This is a genomic window from Secundilactobacillus collinoides DSM 20515 = JCM 1123 (assembly GCF_001435975.1).
GTDB classification, from domain to species: Bacteria; Bacillota; Bacilli; order Lactobacillales; family Lactobacillaceae; genus Secundilactobacillus; species Secundilactobacillus collinoides.
Genome location: NZ_AYYR01000019.1, coordinates 13,369 through 31,000, shown reverse-complemented (window position 1 = coordinate 31,000; position 17,632 = coordinate 13,369). Strand labels below are relative to the sequence as shown.

At 48.0% G+C, this 17,632-nt stretch carries 15 protein-coding genes; 13 read left to right on the top strand and 2 right to left on the bottom strand.

The genetic code is table 11. From position 1 onward, the window contains the following. Positions 1-133 precede the first annotated feature (133 nt). Entirely contained in the window at positions 134-814 is a 681-nt protein-coding gene (rpiA, locus tag FC82_RS04670; protein WP_056996341.1) for a ribose-5-phosphate isomerase RpiA, read from the top strand. Between the two features lie 118 nt (positions 815-932). Here the strand turns inward: rpiA and FC82_RS04665 are convergent, their stop codons facing one another. Continuing rightward, positions 933-1,802, bottom strand: coding sequence for a LysR family transcriptional regulator (locus tag FC82_RS04665; protein ID WP_056996340.1), 870 nt, complete (start codon positions 1,800-1,802; stop codon positions 933-935). 102 nt (positions 1,803-1,904) lie between these two features. Between FC82_RS04665 and FC82_RS04660 the strand changes: the two genes are divergently transcribed. Further along, complete coding sequence (locus FC82_RS04660) at positions 1,905-2,390, top strand: GNAT family N-acetyltransferase (protein WP_054762249.1); 486 nt, start codon at positions 1,905-1,907, stop codon at positions 2,388-2,390. Between the two features lie 738 nt (positions 2,391-3,128). On the opposite strand, the gene FC82_RS04655 is transcribed toward FC82_RS04660, so the two are convergent. Next, positions 3,129-3,662 (bottom strand): isochorismatase family protein, encoded by a 534-nt coding sequence (locus FC82_RS04655; protein WP_063285719.1) that lies wholly within the window; start codon positions 3,660-3,662, stop codon positions 3,129-3,131. Positions 3,663-4,901: 1,239 nt separating this feature from the next. Between FC82_RS04655 and FC82_RS04645 the strand changes: the two genes are divergently transcribed. The 11 genes from FC82_RS04645 (at position 4,902) to FC82_RS04590 (ending at position 17,583) form a co-directional block, all read left to right on the top strand. Continuing rightward, entirely contained in the window at positions 4,902-5,729 is an 828-nt protein-coding gene (locus FC82_RS04645; RefSeq protein ID WP_054762254.1) for an alkaline phosphatase family protein, read from the top strand. Positions 5,730-5,768: 39 nt separating this feature from the next. Further along, complete coding sequence (locus FC82_RS04640; RefSeq protein WP_056996338.1) at positions 5,769-7,022, top strand: NupC/NupG family nucleoside CNT transporter; 1,254 nt, start codon at positions 5,769-5,771, stop codon at positions 7,020-7,022. A 719-nt stretch (positions 7,023-7,741) separates the two neighbouring features. Beyond that, a complete protein-coding gene (locus FC82_RS04635; RefSeq protein ID WP_056996337.1) occupies positions 7,742-9,052 on the top strand; it encodes an NCS2 family permease in 1,311 nt (436 codons plus the stop codon). Between the two features lie 85 nt (positions 9,053-9,137). Continuing rightward, positions 9,138-10,052, top strand: coding sequence for a ribonucleoside hydrolase RihC (gene rihC / locus FC82_RS04630; protein WP_054762256.1), 915 nt, complete (start codon positions 9,138-9,140; stop codon positions 10,050-10,052). Between the two features lie 1,042 nt (positions 10,053-11,094). Continuing rightward, the gene (gene rsmG, locus FC82_RS04625; RefSeq protein WP_056996336.1) at positions 11,095-11,826 is read left to right on the top strand and encodes a 16S rRNA (guanine(527)-N(7))-methyltransferase RsmG; all 732 of its coding nucleotides are present in this window, start codon (positions 11,095-11,097) and stop codon (positions 11,824-11,826) included. A gap of 191 nt (positions 11,827-12,017) precedes the next feature. Further along, the gene (gene noc, locus FC82_RS04620; protein WP_054762260.1) at positions 12,018-12,848 is read left to right on the top strand and encodes a nucleoid occlusion protein; all 831 of its coding nucleotides are present in this window, start codon (positions 12,018-12,020) and stop codon (positions 12,846-12,848) included. A gap of 18 nt (positions 12,849-12,866) precedes the next feature. Next, entirely contained in the window at positions 12,867-13,640 is a 774-nt protein-coding gene (locus FC82_RS04615) for a ParA family protein (RefSeq protein ID WP_054762262.1), read from the top strand. Next, positions 13,624-14,502, top strand: a complete 879-nt coding sequence (locus FC82_RS04610) for a ParB/RepB/Spo0J family partition protein (RefSeq protein ID WP_056996335.1) — start codon at positions 13,624-13,626, stop codon at positions 14,500-14,502. The genes FC82_RS04615 and FC82_RS04610 overlap by 17 nt, the downstream gene beginning before the upstream one ends. A gap of 17 nt (positions 14,503-14,519) precedes the next feature. Beyond that, positions 14,520-14,714, top strand: coding sequence for a DUF951 domain-containing protein (locus tag FC82_RS04605; protein ID WP_056996334.1), 195 nt, complete (start codon positions 14,520-14,522; stop codon positions 14,712-14,714). A 36-nt stretch (positions 14,715-14,750) separates the two neighbouring features. After that, positions 14,751-15,851: a redox-regulated ATPase YchF gene (gene ychF / locus FC82_RS04600; protein WP_056996333.1), complete on the top strand. Its 1,101-nt coding sequence runs from the start codon at positions 14,751-14,753 to the stop codon at positions 15,849-15,851. Positions 15,852-16,818: 967 nt separating this feature from the next. Next, the gene (locus tag FC82_RS04590; RefSeq protein WP_056996332.1) at positions 16,819-17,583 is read left to right on the top strand and encodes a DUF1129 family protein; all 765 of its coding nucleotides are present in this window, start codon (positions 16,819-16,821) and stop codon (positions 17,581-17,583) included. The last annotated feature ends 49 nt before the right edge of the window (positions 17,584-17,632 follow it).

The window sequence follows — 17,632 nt, the reverse complement described above, 5'->3', positions numbered from 1 at the left end:
TAGTAAACAAGTTTACCTAAGATATCAGCGAAATTGGTTACGCTTACAACTTGACAAAACTGCCATAAATCGATACTATATTAATGGAAATGGTAACTTTAGTAAAAACGGTTTACCTAATGAGGAGGACTTCATTAAGACGCAAGATGAACTCAAGAAAATCGCTGGCTACAAGGCTGCTGAACTCGTTGAAGACGGCATGATCGTTGGTTTGGGAACGGGAACCACTGTCCGTTACCTGCTGGACGCTCTAGGCGAACGCATTAAAAACGACGGCATGCACTTTACCGGCGTGCCAACGTCAAAACGGACTGCGGACTATGGCGCAAACTTGGGCATGACAATCAAGTCCTTAGACGAAGTTGATCGGATGGACATCACGATTGACGGTGCGGATGAGATTGACCGTGAATTAAACGGTATCAAGGGCGGCGGTGGTGCCCAAACCTGGGAAAAACTGGTTGCTGTGAACTCGAAGCAGGTGGCATGGATCGTGGATGAATCCAAGATGGTTGACCAGCTTGGCAAGTTCCCACTCCCTGTCGAAGTGTTAGCATACGGCCATCACCAACTCGTTGAACGGCTGACTGACCTGGGCTATAACCCGGTTATTCGGGTAAGGGACGGTGAAACTTTCTACACTGACGAGGGCAACATCATCGTTGATCTGCATATGGACCATATTAATGATCCTGACGCGCTAGCCGATGCACTGAGCAATATGACTGGTGTTGTTGAACATGGTCTGTTTCTGCACATGACCCAGACGGTTGTGGTAGGGACGCAGGATGGTGCGAAGGTCATCACGAAATAATTAAATGATAAACGAAAACCGTGCGTGCGGGTCAATTGACCTGACGTACGGTTTCTTTTTCTTCTATTATTAATCAAGTGATAAAGATATGGCTTTCGATAGTTGATTCCCTGAGAAACTAGGCGTTCTGCAATTGGTTGTCAGCCGCCTGCATGAATGCTTGGATCAGTTCTCGTTGCTGTTCAGCCTTTCGATAGAGCAAATGTGCATGGATGCGGTTTGTCACATCAGAAGGGATTTCATAAAGATATTGGTTGTGCAGTTCTGCCTCGACAGTTTCACGAGGCAGGTAACTGAAACCAAGCCCACTTGCCACCATTGCTTTAATGGCAGCGATACTATCCAGTTCAACGGTGGGGAACTTACGCTGATGAAGTTGCCAAGCGGAATTTTCAAACTGGGTCCGGTAACTGCATTCCGGTTCGTTGGTCAAAAACGTGGCGTTATGATCCGGAAAAAACGATGTGTACGGTCGCTCTGTCCCGTTGACCATGACCATGTCCTGCAAACCAAGGTCGTAATCGACCAAATGATTGTTGACGGTCATCGGCCACATCATAAAGGCAATGTCGACCTCTCCGCGCATGAGTTTGTCTTCGTTATGCAGACAAGTGGCGTTTGAAATCTGCAGGGTGACGTCCGGATGCTGTTGGCGAAAACGAGTAATCATCCCGGGCAAGAGGTGCGTCGTGAGAGACTCCGGCGCGGCAATGGCTAGGTGCCCACGCAATCGTTTCGTGTCCGTAATGGTCTTGACCTGGGCATAATCCACCAACAAGGTGGTGATTGCTGGTAACAAGCGTGCCCCCGCATCGGTCAACGTGAATTGCCGCTTTTGGTAGCTGTACAAATCCGTGCCGACTTCCTCAGTCAGCTGTTTCATTTGCGCCGACACCGTCGACTGTGTGTACCCCAGCAATGTTGCAGTTTGCGAAAAACTGCCCGTTTCCGCGACCGTTTTAAACGTGCGCATTTGTCGAATTTCCATCGTGACACCTCCATCATTAATTTCGATAGTGAGTATTTCTACTATCAATTATACAAATAGATGATTTGATTGTACACTATAGAAAAAAACAGGAGGCCGCTAATGCTTATTCAACCCTACCAAGCAAACCCGCACCATCTCGCACAAATTGTTGATCTGATCGATTATTGTCAAAACAAAGAAGCACATCTTGCCATCAAAATGGCCGAGCAAGACGATCTGTTTCAAATTAAAGCTTATTATCAAGATAAGGGTGGTGAATTCTGGGTTGCACTTGACCACGATGATGTCGTGGGCACCATTGCACTGCTCCCCATCGACGCCCACACTGCAGTTCTCAAAAAGTTCTTCACTTACCCAAAGTACCGCGGTCAACCCGAACGATTAGGCAGGCAACTCTATGAGACGTTTATCGTCTTTGCACAAACAAACGGTTATAACAGGATCGTTCTGGACACGCCGGAAGGGGAGGAACGGTCTCATTATTTTTATGAAAAACAGGGGTTTGTTCAGATTACGAAAGACCAGCTGCACGCGAATTACGTGTACCCGGACCGCGATTCACGCTTATATCAGCTGAATTTGTGACTGGCAGAGTACTGACTTGCAGCTTTTTTTAAAATTGTTGAACTAAACCTTGGTCATTGCATAAGAAATGTGTTACAACATAGTCGGTGTGAATCACGTTCTACAACACAAACAATAGAAACGCCTTTTTTGCAATGAGGCCTTCCTCCAAACAGACAACCAAATTGCAATCACGCTCACACACCAGCCGTAAGCGGACCTACTAAAGCGCCCGCAAAGAATGCATCCTAGCAGTTTCCGGTGGGGTGTGTTTTTTTGTAGAGTGCAAAACCAGGGGCGGTTAAGGAGTGGAGCATAAGCGGACTCTGACATAAATTCCCGGGCCAGGAATTTTCGTCAGAGTCCGCTTATGTGCAACTCCTTGCCCCGTAGCGCACGTTTACGCTAGATAGCATAAGTGAGGAATTAAAAAGAGCCTTTGGCATATTTGGAAATATAAAAACAGAGAAATTTAGAAATAACGAAATATAGAGATTTAGAAATACAGAAATACAGAAACATAAAAATTCAGAAACATAGAAATTCAGAAACATAGAAATAAAGAAAAATAAAAACATTGCAAGAACGCACCTCCAAGCCTCAACATCACCTGTTTGACCCGTGATACAAGTTTAGGCTAGAGAGCCTAAATCAGAAATGCAAAAAAGAATCATTAACAGACGCAGCAAAGAAACCATGTGAACCTTCTCAACCTGCACAAAAAAAGAGCGCCCAAAGGCACCCCTCCCAACTAAACGCCTATTCCAATTCTCGCAACAATCGTTCAGCAGAGATCACTTCATCAAAGTCTCGAATCATCTGCGCCTGCAACTCAGAATTCCGTGCCAGAGAAGCATCTTTAACCACGACAGCCTCGAATCCCAACTGCTCAGCGTCAGCAACGGTCTTCTTAACAGCGTTATCGGTACTAAATCCAGTGACATAAAGCGCATTGATGTTCTGCGCAGTTAGTCGTTCATAGAGTTCGGATTGCGCAAAACCGCTCGGCCCGTGTTTTGCTAACACAGTTCCTGCGGCCAATGCTTCATTAGAGAGCAGTGGTCGAAAGAGCCGTCCGTTAAAGCTTTTCAGAAGCCCAGTGAGTTCCAAATTCATAATAAAGACAGGCAGTCCCTTCGCCGAAAAGGCTGAAATAAGCGCGTTGTTTCGCGAAATTGCCTGATCAAAAGTTGCTGAATCGATGGTTCTGAAAACGTGCTTGCCTAAAAACTGGGCAATCGCGATCATGTCCAAAACCACAAGGGCTGGACGTTGTTCATTGCTAGAAGTCATAATACATAGCCTGATTTCGTTTTTGCCAATCATAGACTTGCCAGCATTATTCAGCAAGACTTTTTTGAAAAAAACAAAATCACGTGATCTTTGCGAAAAAGTTTCAACAACAATCCGGACGAAAAAGAATTGAACACCTTGAATTTACGTTTGTTCTGGCATGATTGAAATAAAGTTCATCGGAAACATTCGTAGTTTGCTCTTCTATGAACAAGGCCGGTGTGACGCGGATAAAACTTGGTTCAAAGTAGTTGTAACCGATTACAAAACATGGTATTATATAACCGTGGAAGAGATAAGGAATACAAACCAGGACGTTTCCATGAGTAACACCGATTATGAAGTTGATTTGATCCGTTTTGTAAGTCGAGTGAATGATTGGTACAAACGAAAGAAAACTAGTTCCGAGTTTGATCCCAATAGTGTTTTGACAAGGTTTTAAATGTTCACCAAGTTTAAATCGTGGATTCCTAACGAACGCTAGCCACCTAAGTCTTTAAAGTAACAACCTAATTGAATATCTGTTTCAGCTTAGCGTTTCTGCTAAAACGTGCGAATATCTTAGATTTAGTGATATCAGCTTAGGGGTTACAAAGGGTTCGAATGTGATGTAGGCTGAGTTTACGTGATGGTCCTAAATAAGACCTTTGGAACGTAATGAGTCGAGTTCATGGGATGCAAAGATTCTAGATTTGCCATCCAACGAACGGTGATTTGAAACGATGATCAAAAATTTGATAGAAGATCACGACAGCCGTTGGAAATTAAAGTATTTGAGGCGATAGACCATTAATTTAATGTTTACAAAACGGGTCTTCTGGTTTAACCAAGTCTCTTCCAAAGCTTCATAGGGCTCAGGGCGAAAGTCATCATACCTCATCTTGAGTCTTATTTTTTCGCAAAAAGTCAGTTTAATACTCGTCAACCAGTTGCTGGAGCGCTATAATGAAGTTCCTTGGCAGGGGCGACAAGAAGAATATGGGCATTTTTCTTGTTTGTAAAAGGATTTACTGGTTGAATTCGTCAACTAGTGAATCCTTTTCTCTTGTTAAAAGCGTTGTTTTAACAGGAAATCGAGTGTTGTGTAAGCGACAGAACGTCATTTATGCAATCGTTAAATCGGTTAACTGACTTATTTTCTGAAAGCCATTGTCGGCTTTCAGAAAAAACTGTACTATTTGAGTAGGCTTACGCTTTAATTCGAGAGCTAATACGAATGAGTGGGAGTGATTTTATCGCATGGAAACACCATTTCAACAGGTTGTGGTAGTCGACCTTGCGTCGCTTGGAATCGGCGAAGCGCCGGAAGCTAACCGCTTTAATGCGGTTGGTGCCGATACGCTCGGTCATCTAACGACCGGTCAGGAGCTGCTTAACTTAACCGCGTTTGGCCAGTGGGGCCTTGGCAACTTACGGGATAACAACCCGGTTGCTGGCATCGCCGCCACTGACTCGCCAGCAGGGTTCTTCGGCCGGGTGCACGTTGCTGCACCTGACTGGAACGCCGTCAGCGGTATTGACGAACTCTTTCAGGGGAGCGTCAATGCGTGGTTGAACAAGCAGACGTCTTCTGGTTTAGCCGTTCACCTGATTAGCACCGATTCGATTCACCAGTTTGCGCATCCGGTCATTAACGCCTCAAATGACCAGGCCGCACTTGACACCGCACTCAATCCAGCGACTGCTGTATCGCAGGACATTGAGGCTGCAGGTCAAGGCATCACGTACGTTTTGCTGACTGAAGGCACCCAGCTCGCGCTTCATTCGCGCGTTGCTGAATACCGTCAGTGGCTGCAAGACATTGATACTAAGCTATATCAGCTCAGTCAACAGTTGCTGCCTAACACGTTATTGATTGTAACGTCAACGCAGGCAATTGATCCTTCATTTGGTCGTTTGACACGTGAGTATGTGCCATTATTCTGTTTTATTAATGATCAAAATACCGGCAGAGCACTTGGTATTCGGCGTACGCTGGCCGACATATCCGCAACTATTGAAATGAATTTCCATCGGCAAAGGACTTCCCAGGGACATTCGTTTTTAGTGGAACTTACCTCGCGTTAAGGGGTTAGCCGCAAAATTCAGAAAGAGGGTATATTGTCGATGTACTTGATCGTCAACATAATTGGGGTGCTGGTTTACCTTGGAATCGCATTCCTCTTCTCAAAGAAGAAGAAAGAAATTAACTGGAAGTCTACTGGGATCGTTTTTGTTTTGAACTTATTCATCGCCTGGATCTTAACCAGCTTTAGTTGGGGCCGTGACGCTGTTAAAGCAGCTGCCGACGGATTCAACTGGTTAGTCCAAGTGGCCTACACCGGGATCAACTTTGCGCTGCCTAACTGGGTTACCCCAGCATATGGTGGGACCGCAAAGTCAATGAACTTCGTTACTAGTTCACTGCTGCCTATCCTGCTGATCGTGCCGCTGTTTGATATCTTGACCTACATTGGCTTCCTGCCATGGGCCATCAAATGGATCGGTCGCGGTCTGTCTAAGATCACTGGTCAACCAAAGTTCGAATCATTCTTCTCCGTTGAAATGATGTTCTTGGGGAACACTGAAGCCTTAGCCGTTTCACGTCTCCAAATCGAAACGATGCGGGCAGAACGTAACGTTACTTTGGCCATGATGTCGATGTCATGTATCACTGCCTCGATTGTTGGGGCATATACTCAGATGGTGCCCGGGAACTATGTTTTGACGGCTATTCCGTTGAACATTTTGAACGCCATCATCGTGACCAACATCTTGAATCCAGTTAAGGTTGAACCTGAAGAAGATACCATTGCACAAATCGGCGGCAGCTCGTCTGCTGAAGAAGCCGAAATGGACAACGGCAAGAAGGAACCATTCTTCTCATTCTTGGGCGATTCAATCTTGGGTGCCGGCCGTTTGATCTTGATCATCGCCGCCAACGTTATCGCCTTCGTTGCCTTAGCAGCGTTGATCGATAAGATTCTCGGCCTGTTCAACCCATGGCTGTCACTGGAACACATCCTCGGGATCATTATGTTCCCATTTGCATGGTTAATGGGTCTGGACGTGCACGACGCCTTCCAGTTCGCCCAATACATGGGGACTAAGCTGGTCACCAACGAATTCGTTGTTATGGGTAAGATTGCCCCAACGATTCACAACGTAAGTATGTATGGTGCCCATTACCAAGCACAACTGACTGTCTTCTTGACTTCATTTGCTAACTTCAGTACCACTGGTATGATCATCGGGGCCTTCAAGGGTCTTGCTGACAAGGAGTCTAACAACTTGATCTCTAAGAACGTTGGTTACATGCTGTTATCTGGTATCTTGGTATCACTGCTTTCTGCTGGTCTTGTTGGATTGTTTGTTTGGTAAAACGCAATTTGCTTTCGAGTCTGTTGCCTGCAAGAATTTGGCCTGAGGCTCACGACGAGTATCGTTGCGCCAATTTCAAGGGACTGAAACGCAGTCAAATCTAGTTTGCTGAGAATCCGCCGACAGCTTATCGGCTTTCGGCTGCGATACGCTCAGTATCAGGTGTTTAGCGCACAGACTGTGCTGACACTGCTGTGATGGCTGCCAGGTGACGCGCTCAAATAGCGAATGTACTTTATTACCACGAACCATCAAGTCTCAAATACAAGTTAATGAACATTTAAAACCGCGAATAGCCCAGCTCGGTGGAATTTCCTATCGAACTGGGCTATTGTCTTTGGTGAGGGGCCTTTACTATTGGTCGCTTGCTTTGTTTCTCGGGTGCCGAAACAGTGGGTGCTTGTGGATGATGGTGTTTGGGTTTGGTTTTTTGCCTAGCATCTTTTGGGTTCGCTTTTTGGCTGCATTGCCGAAACGTGTTCCGAGAGGCAGGGAGCTACTGTACAAGGCACTTCGGTCAGAAAAGTCAGGCCCGGACTTTTCCGACCAAAGTACCTTGTACTCCGCCCCCTAACCGCCTCTCTCCACACTCTACCACTGCTGAAACCCAGCTCCCCAACCCTCAACCCTGGTCGTTACCCTGACCTTCGCTGGATTGTTTGGAGTTGCAATGCCCAATCATTATCTGTCTTCGCGACAATAAAGGATAGGGAGTTTTTATGAAATTTTCGCAACAAGCTAATGTTCAGAATCAACTGTCGCTTCGGCAAGTTTGGACACAAAAAGATTTGCTGAAACGGGAGATCATCGCTGGATTCACCGGATTCTTTGCGATTTCTTACATCATTATCGTCAACCCGGTGATTCTCAAGGATGCGGGCATTCCCACTGATCTCAGTGTGTTTGCCACAATCATCAGTTCGGTGGTTGGCTGCCTCATTATGGGACTCTTTGCCAACGCGCCAATCATCCTCACCCCGGGGATGGGGGTCAACGCGTTCTTTACCTACACCATCGTTGTCACCATGGGCATGTCGTGGCAGGTTGCCGTGGCAATTTCCATGGTTGCCAGCGTGGTGTACATGCTGGTGGCGTTCACCAAACTTGCGGACGTGCTGGCAGAAGCCATTCCGGGCTCGCTGAAAAGCGGCATCACGGCGGGAATCGGGCTGTTCTTAGTTGAAATTGGGTTGGAAAAAGCGGGCCTGATTGTCCGTGGCAAATCATCCCTGATCTCACTTGGGAACCTGACGTCACCCGCTTGTCTACTCGCTATCTTTGGCCTGTTACTGAGTGTGATCTTGTACCAGCGAAACGTCACGGGTGGGTTTCTGATCGGCATTGTTGTCACGACAGTTATCGGGATTCTTTTCGGAATCCGTGACAACGACAGTATTTCCGTTCACCTCTCTCAACTAAGCCGGTACCACAACATCTTGCTGAAGGGTGATTTTAGTCAAGCACTAACGATTCCGTTCATACTGGCCGCCTTCTCTATGACCATGATTCTCGTGTTTGAGTCCATGGGTCTGCTGCAGGGTGTGCTGCCAGATAAACGCAAATTCAAGAAGTCGTTTCAGGCGAGTTCCGTGACGGCCTTTCTTTCCGGCATGCTTGGGACAAGTCCCACCGTTGCTGCGGCTGAAAGTGCATCGGGCATTGAATCTGGTGGCCGGACGGGTATCATGTCGATCACGGCCGGGATATTATTTGCCGTGTCCATGTTCTTCGTGCCGCTGCTGAGCTATGTGCCCCAAGCGGCCATCGCGCCGGTCATTATCATCACCGGTGCCATCATGATGGAGAGCATTGGCAACATCGACATGAGCGACTTTGCCGCCTGGTTTCCAGCGTTTCTCATCGTTGTACTGATTCCGATGACTAACAGTATTTCCACGGGATTGGCCTTCGGATTCGTTTTCTACCCGATCCTTCGTGTTGTTTCGGGAGACGGTCGCAGCGTTCGCGGACCGATGTATCTGCTTGGCGGACTGTTTCTCATTGATTTGGTGTTAAGCGCTATTTTGTAGCGTAAGGTGCGCGCCCATTAAGCGGCAAACACCCATTAAAGAAGTTACCAAAAGTTACCTATTATAAAAACTGGAGGAATTTTCAATGACATACAAAATTATCATGGACACTGACCCAGGTATCGACGACGCTGCCGCCATCACCATGGCGGTCAACGACCCACAAATTGACCTGCAACTGATCACCACGGTTGCCGGGAACGTCACGGTGGACAAGACCACCATCAACGCTTTGAAGCTCGTTCGCTTCTTCAACGTTGATGTGCCTGTTGCCGCCGGTGCCAAACAACCGCTGATCAAGCCATTTGAAGACGCTGCTCGAATTCACGGCGAATCCGGAATGCCTGGTTACGACTTCCCAACTGATTTGCCAAAGCCAATGGCCAAGAGCGCTGTTGAAGCTTTGCGTGACGCTATTTTGGGCAGTGATGAAAAAATCATCCTCGTCCCAACCGGCTCATACACCAACATTGCGTTATTGTTCTCTGAATACCCAGAAGTTAAGGACAACATCGAAAAAATCGTTGCCATGGGCGGTTCATTAGGCAAGGGGAACATGACCTCCGCCGCTGAATTCAACGTCTTCACTGACCCGCACGCAGCCCGCATCGTTTACAATTCGGGTGTGCCGATCGTCATGGTTGGTTTGGACATCACCATGAAGGCTTTGCTGACACACGAAAGCATCGAGAAGCTGCCAACGCTGAACGAGACTGGAAAGATGCTGCACGACATCATCATCCACGATGGCGACAACTCCGATGCCGGCATTGCCATGCACGACGTCAACACCATCTTCTACCTGCTGCACCCAGAAGCCATCACCACCGAAGACATGTGGGTCGACATTCAAACTGAAGGGCCAGCAATGGGCGAAACTGTTGGTGACATTCGTGGTGCTTACCACGATGGCAAGACCAACGCTTCTGTCTGTGTCGACATTGACGCTGCTGAATTCAACAAGTGGTTCATTGAAGAAGTCACTGCAATTAACAAATAACTAACTGCTGCATTGAAACGCAAAACTATACCGGAATTAGGCTGGACGCTTTTTGGGTCTGGCCTTTTTTCGTTGGATTTTCGGTAATGTTTTGTGTCATGATTGGTTTCGGGTGAGGATGGATAGGGCGTGTTGCATGCCGTACTCTGGCGTCATCGGCACTACAACACCCTGCCAAATCACGCCCTTCCACTCGCTTTGAAACAACTGTCTCAATTTGTTAACAATTGAAATGCAGTCAAAACTAGTTCGTAGAGAATCTGCCCTCGACTGCCTCATTCAATATAGATAGTTCTTTGCTTTGAACTAGGGTTAGATACGTTTCAATATTGAGTGGGCAACATTGGGTGTTGATTCTTCTGTTGATGCTTATATTGAGGCTGAAAAGTTTACATTTCACAGGTAGTCGTCAGGTTATTTTTGTTCAATGGAAATGGTGTTGCGCTTCAGGTTTTTTCTGAGAAGGCTGTCGTCACAGATCGATGAGTCAAAATCTTTTGTCACGATAGTGCACTCAGACATGACCTAGAGATGTTTGGCGGATGGCATCCAAAACAACTACTGCAAAATGCTTAACTAATAGCATTTATTCAAATACATCAGCACTGGAAGCTGCCTCATGAGACTTGCGCAGCAAACATGGCACTAACGGATTTCGACTTATCGGTTACTATCGCTGCGTTTCATTGTATAATGGGCGCTGTTTGTCGCAGTGATAGTGACAGATAAATTGACTAAAATTGTGACAGGGCATACTTGGCAATCGTTTCGATAATGTCTGCAGTGTGGTTCTGGCACTTGCACTATGTTAGCCTCATGGAGCGGGCCGAATAATGCTCAAATCCTCGCCGCCAAAAACAGCAGAAAATTATCGCGAACCGTTTCCACCGAGCACAAATTTCTAGTATAATAAAAAACGAACTGGTTAAGGCCAGAAGCGGGAGAAACACTGCTGAGCCGGTTGCATGTCGTAGGGAATTAAGGTAAAGTAGAACGGGACGTGAAACATCGTTGTTTCACAGAAAAAGGTGGAGAAAAATTAATGAACGATAGCCAATTTCAAACGGCGTTGGCCGCGCATGACATCACGTTGAGCGATGCCCAAATGACACAGTTTGACCAGTACTATGAGTTACTGGTGGAGACCAATAAACATTTGAACCTGACAACGATCACAGAACGTTCCGACGTGTACTTAAAGCATTTCTTTGATTCGTTGACACCAGCATTTTACATACCAGAACTGCGCACCGAGCCGCTCACGTTGTGCGACGTGGGTGCCGGGGCCGGTTTCCCGTCGATTCCATTGAAGATCGCGTTTCCTAACCTGAAAATCACCATCGTGGATTCGTTGAATAAGCGAATCAAATTTCTGGAAACGTTAGTCGACACATTAGGATTAGACGGTGTGCAGGTGTTTCACGCCCGTGCCGAAGAGTTCGGCGGCAAGCGTTCTGAGCATCGCGAATCCTATGATATCGTGACGGCACGTGCCGTTGCCCGGATGAGCGTGCTGAGTGAGCTCTGTCTGCCGCTGGTCAAAGTGCATGGCAAGTTTGTGGCGCTTAAAGCTGCCCAGACCGAAACGGAACTGGACCAGGGGGCTAAGGCCATTGCGTTACTTGGCGGTAAGCTCACTGCGGACTACGACTTTACACTGCCTGAATCAGGCGACGGTCGTCACATTGTGGTGATCGATAAGCCAAAAATCACGCCGAAACGCTTTCCGCGCAAGGCGGGAACCCCGAACAAGGAACCATTGGGCGAAGCCTAACTTCGCCATTGACCGTAGATCGATGGTCGGGGCGGCAACATAACTGACAGCGCGACCTGTGCAACAGGGCAGAGGAATGCTATTTCACCTAGCCATAACGTGTTTTTAAAGTCAGCGGGATATCGTTTTCATTAACGGGCCGCTGAACAAGTATTTAACAACACTTCCTAGGTATTGGAGGGAGAGTCGTCATGGGTTTTTCATTATTTGGCAGAAACAATTCGAATAAGGAAGATAACAGTGATGAAACGGTCAAACAAAACGTCGTCATGGTTCCGGTGAACACGATTGTGCCTAACCGGTTTCAGCCGCGGCAAGTGTTTGACGAACGGGGCATCGAAGAACTGGCGCAGACCATTGCGGATCACGGTCTGCTGCAGCCGATCGTGTTGCGGGAGTACGAGGACAAAAAGTATGAGATCATTGCCGGAGAACGCCGGTTTCGGGCGATAAATTCACTGCACTGGCAGGAAGTTCCGGCCATTATCGAGACCCTGTCAGACGACGAGACCGCGTCACTGGCACTGATTGAAAACCTGCAACGGGAAGGGCTCTCACCAATTGAGGAAGCTCAGGCTTACCGGTCACTGATGAAACTCAATCATCTGACCCAGGCATCGTTAGCCAAGGAGATCGGCAAGAGTCAGTCCTTCGTGGCCAACAAACTTCGGTTGCTGAAACTCAGCCAGCCAGTACAGGATGCCATGATGAAACACGAAATCAGTGAACGACACGGGCGGGCGTTGCTTGCAGTGACCGATAAACAGCAGGAAAAACTGCTGAAGCGGATCGAAACCGACCATCTGACCGTGAAAGATGCCGAACGGCTGATTCAGCGGTCAAAGGCCAAGGCCAAACCGAAACCGACCTTGCACTCCGTTTCAGCGGACACCAGGGTGGCAGTCAATACGATTCGTGAGTCAGTGAAAATGGTGACGGATGCTGGTCTTCAGGTTCAAACCTCGGAAGAAGACGGCGATGACCACTACCGCATCACCATTGACATCATCAAGAAATCATAAAGGAGTGACAACTAACCAATGGCAGATATAATTGCGCTTGCAAACCAAAAAGGCGGCGTTGGTAAAACGACCACAGGCGTTAACCTCGGCGCTGGTTTAGCCAATCTGGGCAACCGGGTCCTCATTATCGATATCGATGCGCAGGGGAACGCCACCAGTGGGGTGGGAATCGCTAAATCGTCAATTACTAAGGATATCTATGACGTTTTGGTTAACGAAGAACCAATCAAAGATGTTATCCTGCATACGACACATAAAGACTTAGATATTGCGCCAGCCACGATTCAACTGTCTGGCGCCGAAATTGAATTGACTTCTCAGATTGCGCGGGAGACCCGGCTGTTAGACGCTGTAAAAACGATTGGCGACGACTACGATTTCATTTTGATCGATTGTCCGCCTTCGCTGGGACTGTTGACCATCAACGCCTTTACGGCCAGCAACTCAATTCTGATTCCGGTTCAAAGCGAATACTACGCTTTGGAAGGGCTCAGCCAACTGTTGAACACGATTCAACTGGTTAGAAAACACTTCAACCCCGATTTAAAGATCGAGGGCGTTTTATTGACCATGTTCGATGCCCGGACTAAACTGGGACACCAAGTCAACGACGAAGTGAAGAAGTACTTCAAGGATAAAGTTTACAAGACCATCATTCCTCGTAACGTGCGGCTTTCAGAAGCCCCAAGTCACGGGGTGCCAATCATGGACTACGACGCAAAATCAACTGGTGCAATCGTTTATACCGAACTCGCAAAGGAAGTGGCAGCTGCTCATGGCAAACAAAAATAATAAAGGCTTAGGGCGCGGTATCGAAGCGCTGTTTGCAGATAACAGCGTCGATCCCGAGGCCGAAACAGTCGTTGATATTAAGTTGGAACAGATTCGGCCCAACCCTTATCAGCCACGCCAGAAGTTTGACACGGCAGCGCTGAAGGACCTGGCACGATCCATCAAGAAGTCTGGCGTTTTCCAGCCAATCATCGTGCGTCAGCCGGACCCCGAAGTCACCCGCTACGAAATTCTCGCGGGTGAACGTCGTTTCCGGGCGTCAAAAATGGTTGAAAATGACACAATTCCGGCAATCATTCGGGAAGTCAGTGAGTCCCAGATGATGGAAATTGCTGTACTGGAAAACTTGCAGCGTGAGGATTTAACACCGCTTGAAGAGGCTGAAGCATACGAAATGCTGATGACCAACCTCAAGCTGACGCAAAACGAAGTCTCGAAACGTTTGGGAAAGAGTCGGCCATACATCGCCAACTACCTGCGTTTGCTCGGCTTGCCAAAACAGGTCAAGGAACTACTGCAGAAGAAACGGCTGTCCATGGGACAAGCGCGGACTTTGTTGTCACTGAAGGATCGCAGCCACATGGTCAGCCTTGCTAACCGCGCCGCTGATGGCAAAATGACTGTTCGGGCGCTGGAAAGCGTCGTCGACAAAATGAACGGGCAGGCTGCTGAAAAACCAAAGAAGCGCACCAAGCAGAAGTCACCGTACCTGCGCGCGGGTGAAAACGCCATGCAGGAAAAGTTTGGCACGCAAGTTTCCATTAACGAAAATAAAGAAGGTCAGGGCCGTATTGAAATTGAATACCTCTCTGACGATGATCTGAACCGCATCTTAGACATTTTAGACGTTCATTTAGACTAGCAAATGAGGGTGATTTTATGTACGATTTTGGCGATATTGTCGAAATGAAAAAACCGCATCCATGTGGTGTTAACCGCTGGCAGATCATTCGGATGGGTGCGGATATCAAAATCAAGTGTACCGGGTGCGGCCACATTGTGATGCTGTCCCGCCGCGAATTTGAAAAGAAACTCAAAAAAGTTCTGGAGAAAGCCGACCAGGACGCGCAATAACCATATTAAATCTATAAGGAAGCGTGAATTTAAACTATGTCATTAACTGCAGGAATCGTCGGCCTGCCGAACGTCGGCAAGTCAACCCTATTTAACGCGATTACCAACGCTGGTGCCGAAATGGCCAACTACCCATTTGCTACCATCGACCCCAACGTTGGGATGGTTGAAGTGCCAGATAAGCGCTTGGACCGGATCCAGGAACTCATTCCAGCCAAGAAAGTCGTGCCAACAACCTTCGAATTTACCGACATTGCCGGAATCGTGAAGGGTGCCAGCAAGGGTGAAGGACTTGGAAACAAGTTCTTGGAAAACATTCGTCAGGTCGACGCCATCGTGCACGTTGTTCGTGCCTTTGACGATGATAACATCACCCACGTTTCGGGGAAGATCGATCCCATCGATGATATCGAGACCATTAACTTGGAACTTGGTCTCGCTGACTTAGATGCCGTTGACAAGCGGCTGGCTAAGGTTCAACGGGCCGCCAAGGGAAACGACAAAGAAGCCAAGGCTGAACTGGCTGTTTTGGAAAAAATCAAACCCGTTCTGGAAGCTGGTAAGGGCGTTCGGAGCATTGACTTTACTGAAGACGAACAACCAATCGTTAAGGGCTTATTCTTGCTGACTAGCAAACCAGTGCTGTACGTGGCCAACATTGCTGAAGACGACATGGCGGATCCGGAAGCCTCTAAGTATTTCAAACCGATCCAAGATTACGCTGCTAAGGAAGGCGCCGAAGCCATTGGCGTTGCTGCCGAAGCTGAAGAAGAGATTGCTGAACTCGATGCTGACGAAAAGAAGGACTTCCTTGAAGCCGAGGGCGTTGAGGAACCTGGTTTAAATCGTCTTATTCGTGCTTCTTATCACCTCTTAGGCCTGCAAACCTTCTTCACGGCTGGTGGCAAGGAGACTCGTGCTTGGACCTTTAAAGAAGGCACAAAGGCTCCTCAAGCAGCCGGCATTATTCACTCGGACTTCGAACGCGGCTTTATCCGTGCCGAAGTGATGGCCTTTGATGCCTTGGATGACCTAGAATCAGAGGCCAAGGTCAAGGAAGCTGGGAAGCTGCGAGTTGAAGGTAAGGATTATGTGATGCAGGATGGAGATATTGTGGAGTTTAGGTTTAATGTGTAAGAGTGTGCAGCAAGGCGTTTAGGGGCGGAGCATAAGGGACTTTGGCCGAAAAAGGCCGGGTTTGCCTTTTTGGGCCAAAGCCCCTTATGCAGGAGCCCCTTGCCTTGCGGAACACGTTTTAGCTGGGTGGAAAAGAAGCGCTGACTTTGGCCGAAAAAGGCCGGGTTTGCCTTTTTGGGCCAAAGTCCCTTATGCAGGAGCCCCTTGCCTTGCGGAACACGTTTTGGCTGGGTGGCAAAGAAAGACGGAACTAAAGATTTTAACGATTTGCCTGTAAAGTTCAGTCTGCACTCTAGCATTGGGGTTTAATTTTCACTAGCCTTGCATTTTTAACTATTACGCTGTTTATATTTAGATGAACTAAAGAACCAATTTACACAGTACTTTTTATTTTACCGTGCCGAAACGTGCTCCGGAAAGCAGGGGGCTACCGCGTAAGGCACTTCGGTCCAAAAAGTCAGAACCGGACTTTTCGGCCCAAAGTGCCTTACACTCCGCCCCCAACCGCTTTCCTCCGCACTCTACTTTTTATTTTACCGTGTCGAAACGTGCTCCGGAAAGCAGGGGGCTACTGCAGAAGCAACTTCCGGCAAAAATTCCAAGTTCAGGAATTTCTGCCGAAAGTCGCTTCTGCTCCGCCCCCAACCGCTTTCCTCCGCACTCTACTTTTTATTTTACCGTGCCAAAACGTGCTCCGGAAAGCAGGGGGCTACCGCGTAAGGCACTTCGGTCCAAAAAGTCAGAACCGGACTTTTCGGCCCAAAGTGTCTTACACTCCGCCCCCCAACCGCTTTCCTCCGCACTCTACTTTTTATTTTACCGTGCCGAAACGTGCTCCAGCAGGCAGAGAGCTCCTGCATAAGCAACTTCCGGTCTGAAATCCAAAATCGGGATTTCAAACCGAAAGTTACTTACGCTCCGCTCTCTAAACGCCTGCTTCCGCACTCTAGCCAAGGAGGAAACTAACGTGAGTGATAACGAACCACGCAACGCGGGCGCTCAGCAGCGTAATCGAAATGCTGACGTCCATCAAGACCGCAACTCTGCCGCCAAAAGTGAGCGCGCCGTCTTTGATAACATCGGCTTAACTAAGCGAAATGCCGATTACATGTACCGCTTTAATCAAGCTTTGCAGGAACAGCCTAAATTGACCGTTGATAAGAAGGCCGAAATCATTAATCAAATGGTTGCTGATCTTCAAGAGGGCCAAAAAACGGGGAAGACTGCGAAAAATCTATATGGTGGGGATGTTCACGCCCGTGTGAAGGAAATTGTCGAGGGACCAAAGCGAGACGCCAGTGAACCGGATCCATACTGGCCAAGTGCGCTTTACAACGGTCTCTGGTTCTTTACCATCTTCAGTTTGATGTTCGGGATCCTCTACATCGTTTCCCCATCAGCACAGAAGAACGGGTCGCCAGTCGGCATCACGTCCATCATCCTTTCTGGGGTGATTGCCGGGTTGGCTCTGCCCGCTATTCCACGGATGTTTGATTCAAAACGTAAACATTCTATGTCGTTGTGGATTCGGATCCTGCTGGCAATCGTGTTCGTACTGGCATGGCTTGTCCTGTTCTACGGCATGGCATACTTGCCAGGCATCTTGAACCCAGTAATGACACCATGGGCACAGTTAGTATTAGGTGTGCTGACCGGTGTCGGTGCGTGGTTCGTCAAGCAGCATTACGACCTTCGCCAAGGATTCTTTACGGGGAATTCCCAGAGAAGGTAGCGTGTGGCAGGCGGCTTTTTGAGGGCGGTCTTTTAACCTTCAGCCTTCT

Bases quoted from the DNA above. Each gene is read 5' to 3' on its own strand.
- FC82_RS04645 (WP_054762254.1), top strand. From the start codon at position 4,902: ATGGAAACACCATTTCAACAGGTTGTGGTAGTCGACCTTGCGTCGCTT.
- FC82_RS04610 (WP_056996335.1), top strand. From the start codon at position 13,624: ATGGCAAACAAAAATAATAAAGGCTTAGGGCGCGGTATCGAAGCGCTG.
- FC82_RS04640 (WP_056996338.1), top strand. From the start codon at position 5,769: ATGTACTTGATCGTCAACATAATTGGGGTGCTGGTTTACCTTGGAATC.
- ychF (WP_056996333.1), top strand. From the start codon at position 14,751: ATGTCATTAACTGCAGGAATCGTCGGCCTGCCGAACGTCGGCAAGTCA.
- FC82_RS04615 (WP_054762262.1), top strand. From the start codon at position 12,867: ATGGCAGATATAATTGCGCTTGCAAACCAAAAAGGCGGCGTTGGTAAA.
- FC82_RS04660 (WP_054762249.1), top strand. From the start codon at position 1,905: ATGCTTATTCAACCCTACCAAGCAAACCCGCACCATCTCGCACAAATT.
- FC82_RS04605 (WP_056996334.1), top strand. From the start codon at position 14,520: ATGTACGATTTTGGCGATATTGTCGAAATGAAAAAACCGCATCCATGT.
- FC82_RS04635 (WP_056996337.1), top strand. From the start codon at position 7,742: ATGAAATTTTCGCAACAAGCTAATGTTCAGAATCAACTGTCGCTTCGG.
- rsmG (WP_056996336.1), top strand. From the start codon at position 11,095: ATGAACGATAGCCAATTTCAAACGGCGTTGGCCGCGCATGACATCACG.
- FC82_RS04665 (WP_056996340.1), bottom strand. From the start codon at position 1,802: ATGGAAATTCGACAAATGCGCACGTTTAAAACGGTCGCGGAAACGGGC.
- rihC (WP_054762256.1), top strand. From the start codon at position 9,138: ATGACATACAAAATTATCATGGACACTGACCCAGGTATCGACGACGCT.
- noc (WP_054762260.1), top strand. From the start codon at position 12,018: ATGGGTTTTTCATTATTTGGCAGAAACAATTCGAATAAGGAAGATAAC.
- FC82_RS04655 (WP_063285719.1), bottom strand. From the start codon at position 3,662: ATGACTTCTAGCAATGAACAACGTCCAGCCCTTGTGGTTTTGGACATG.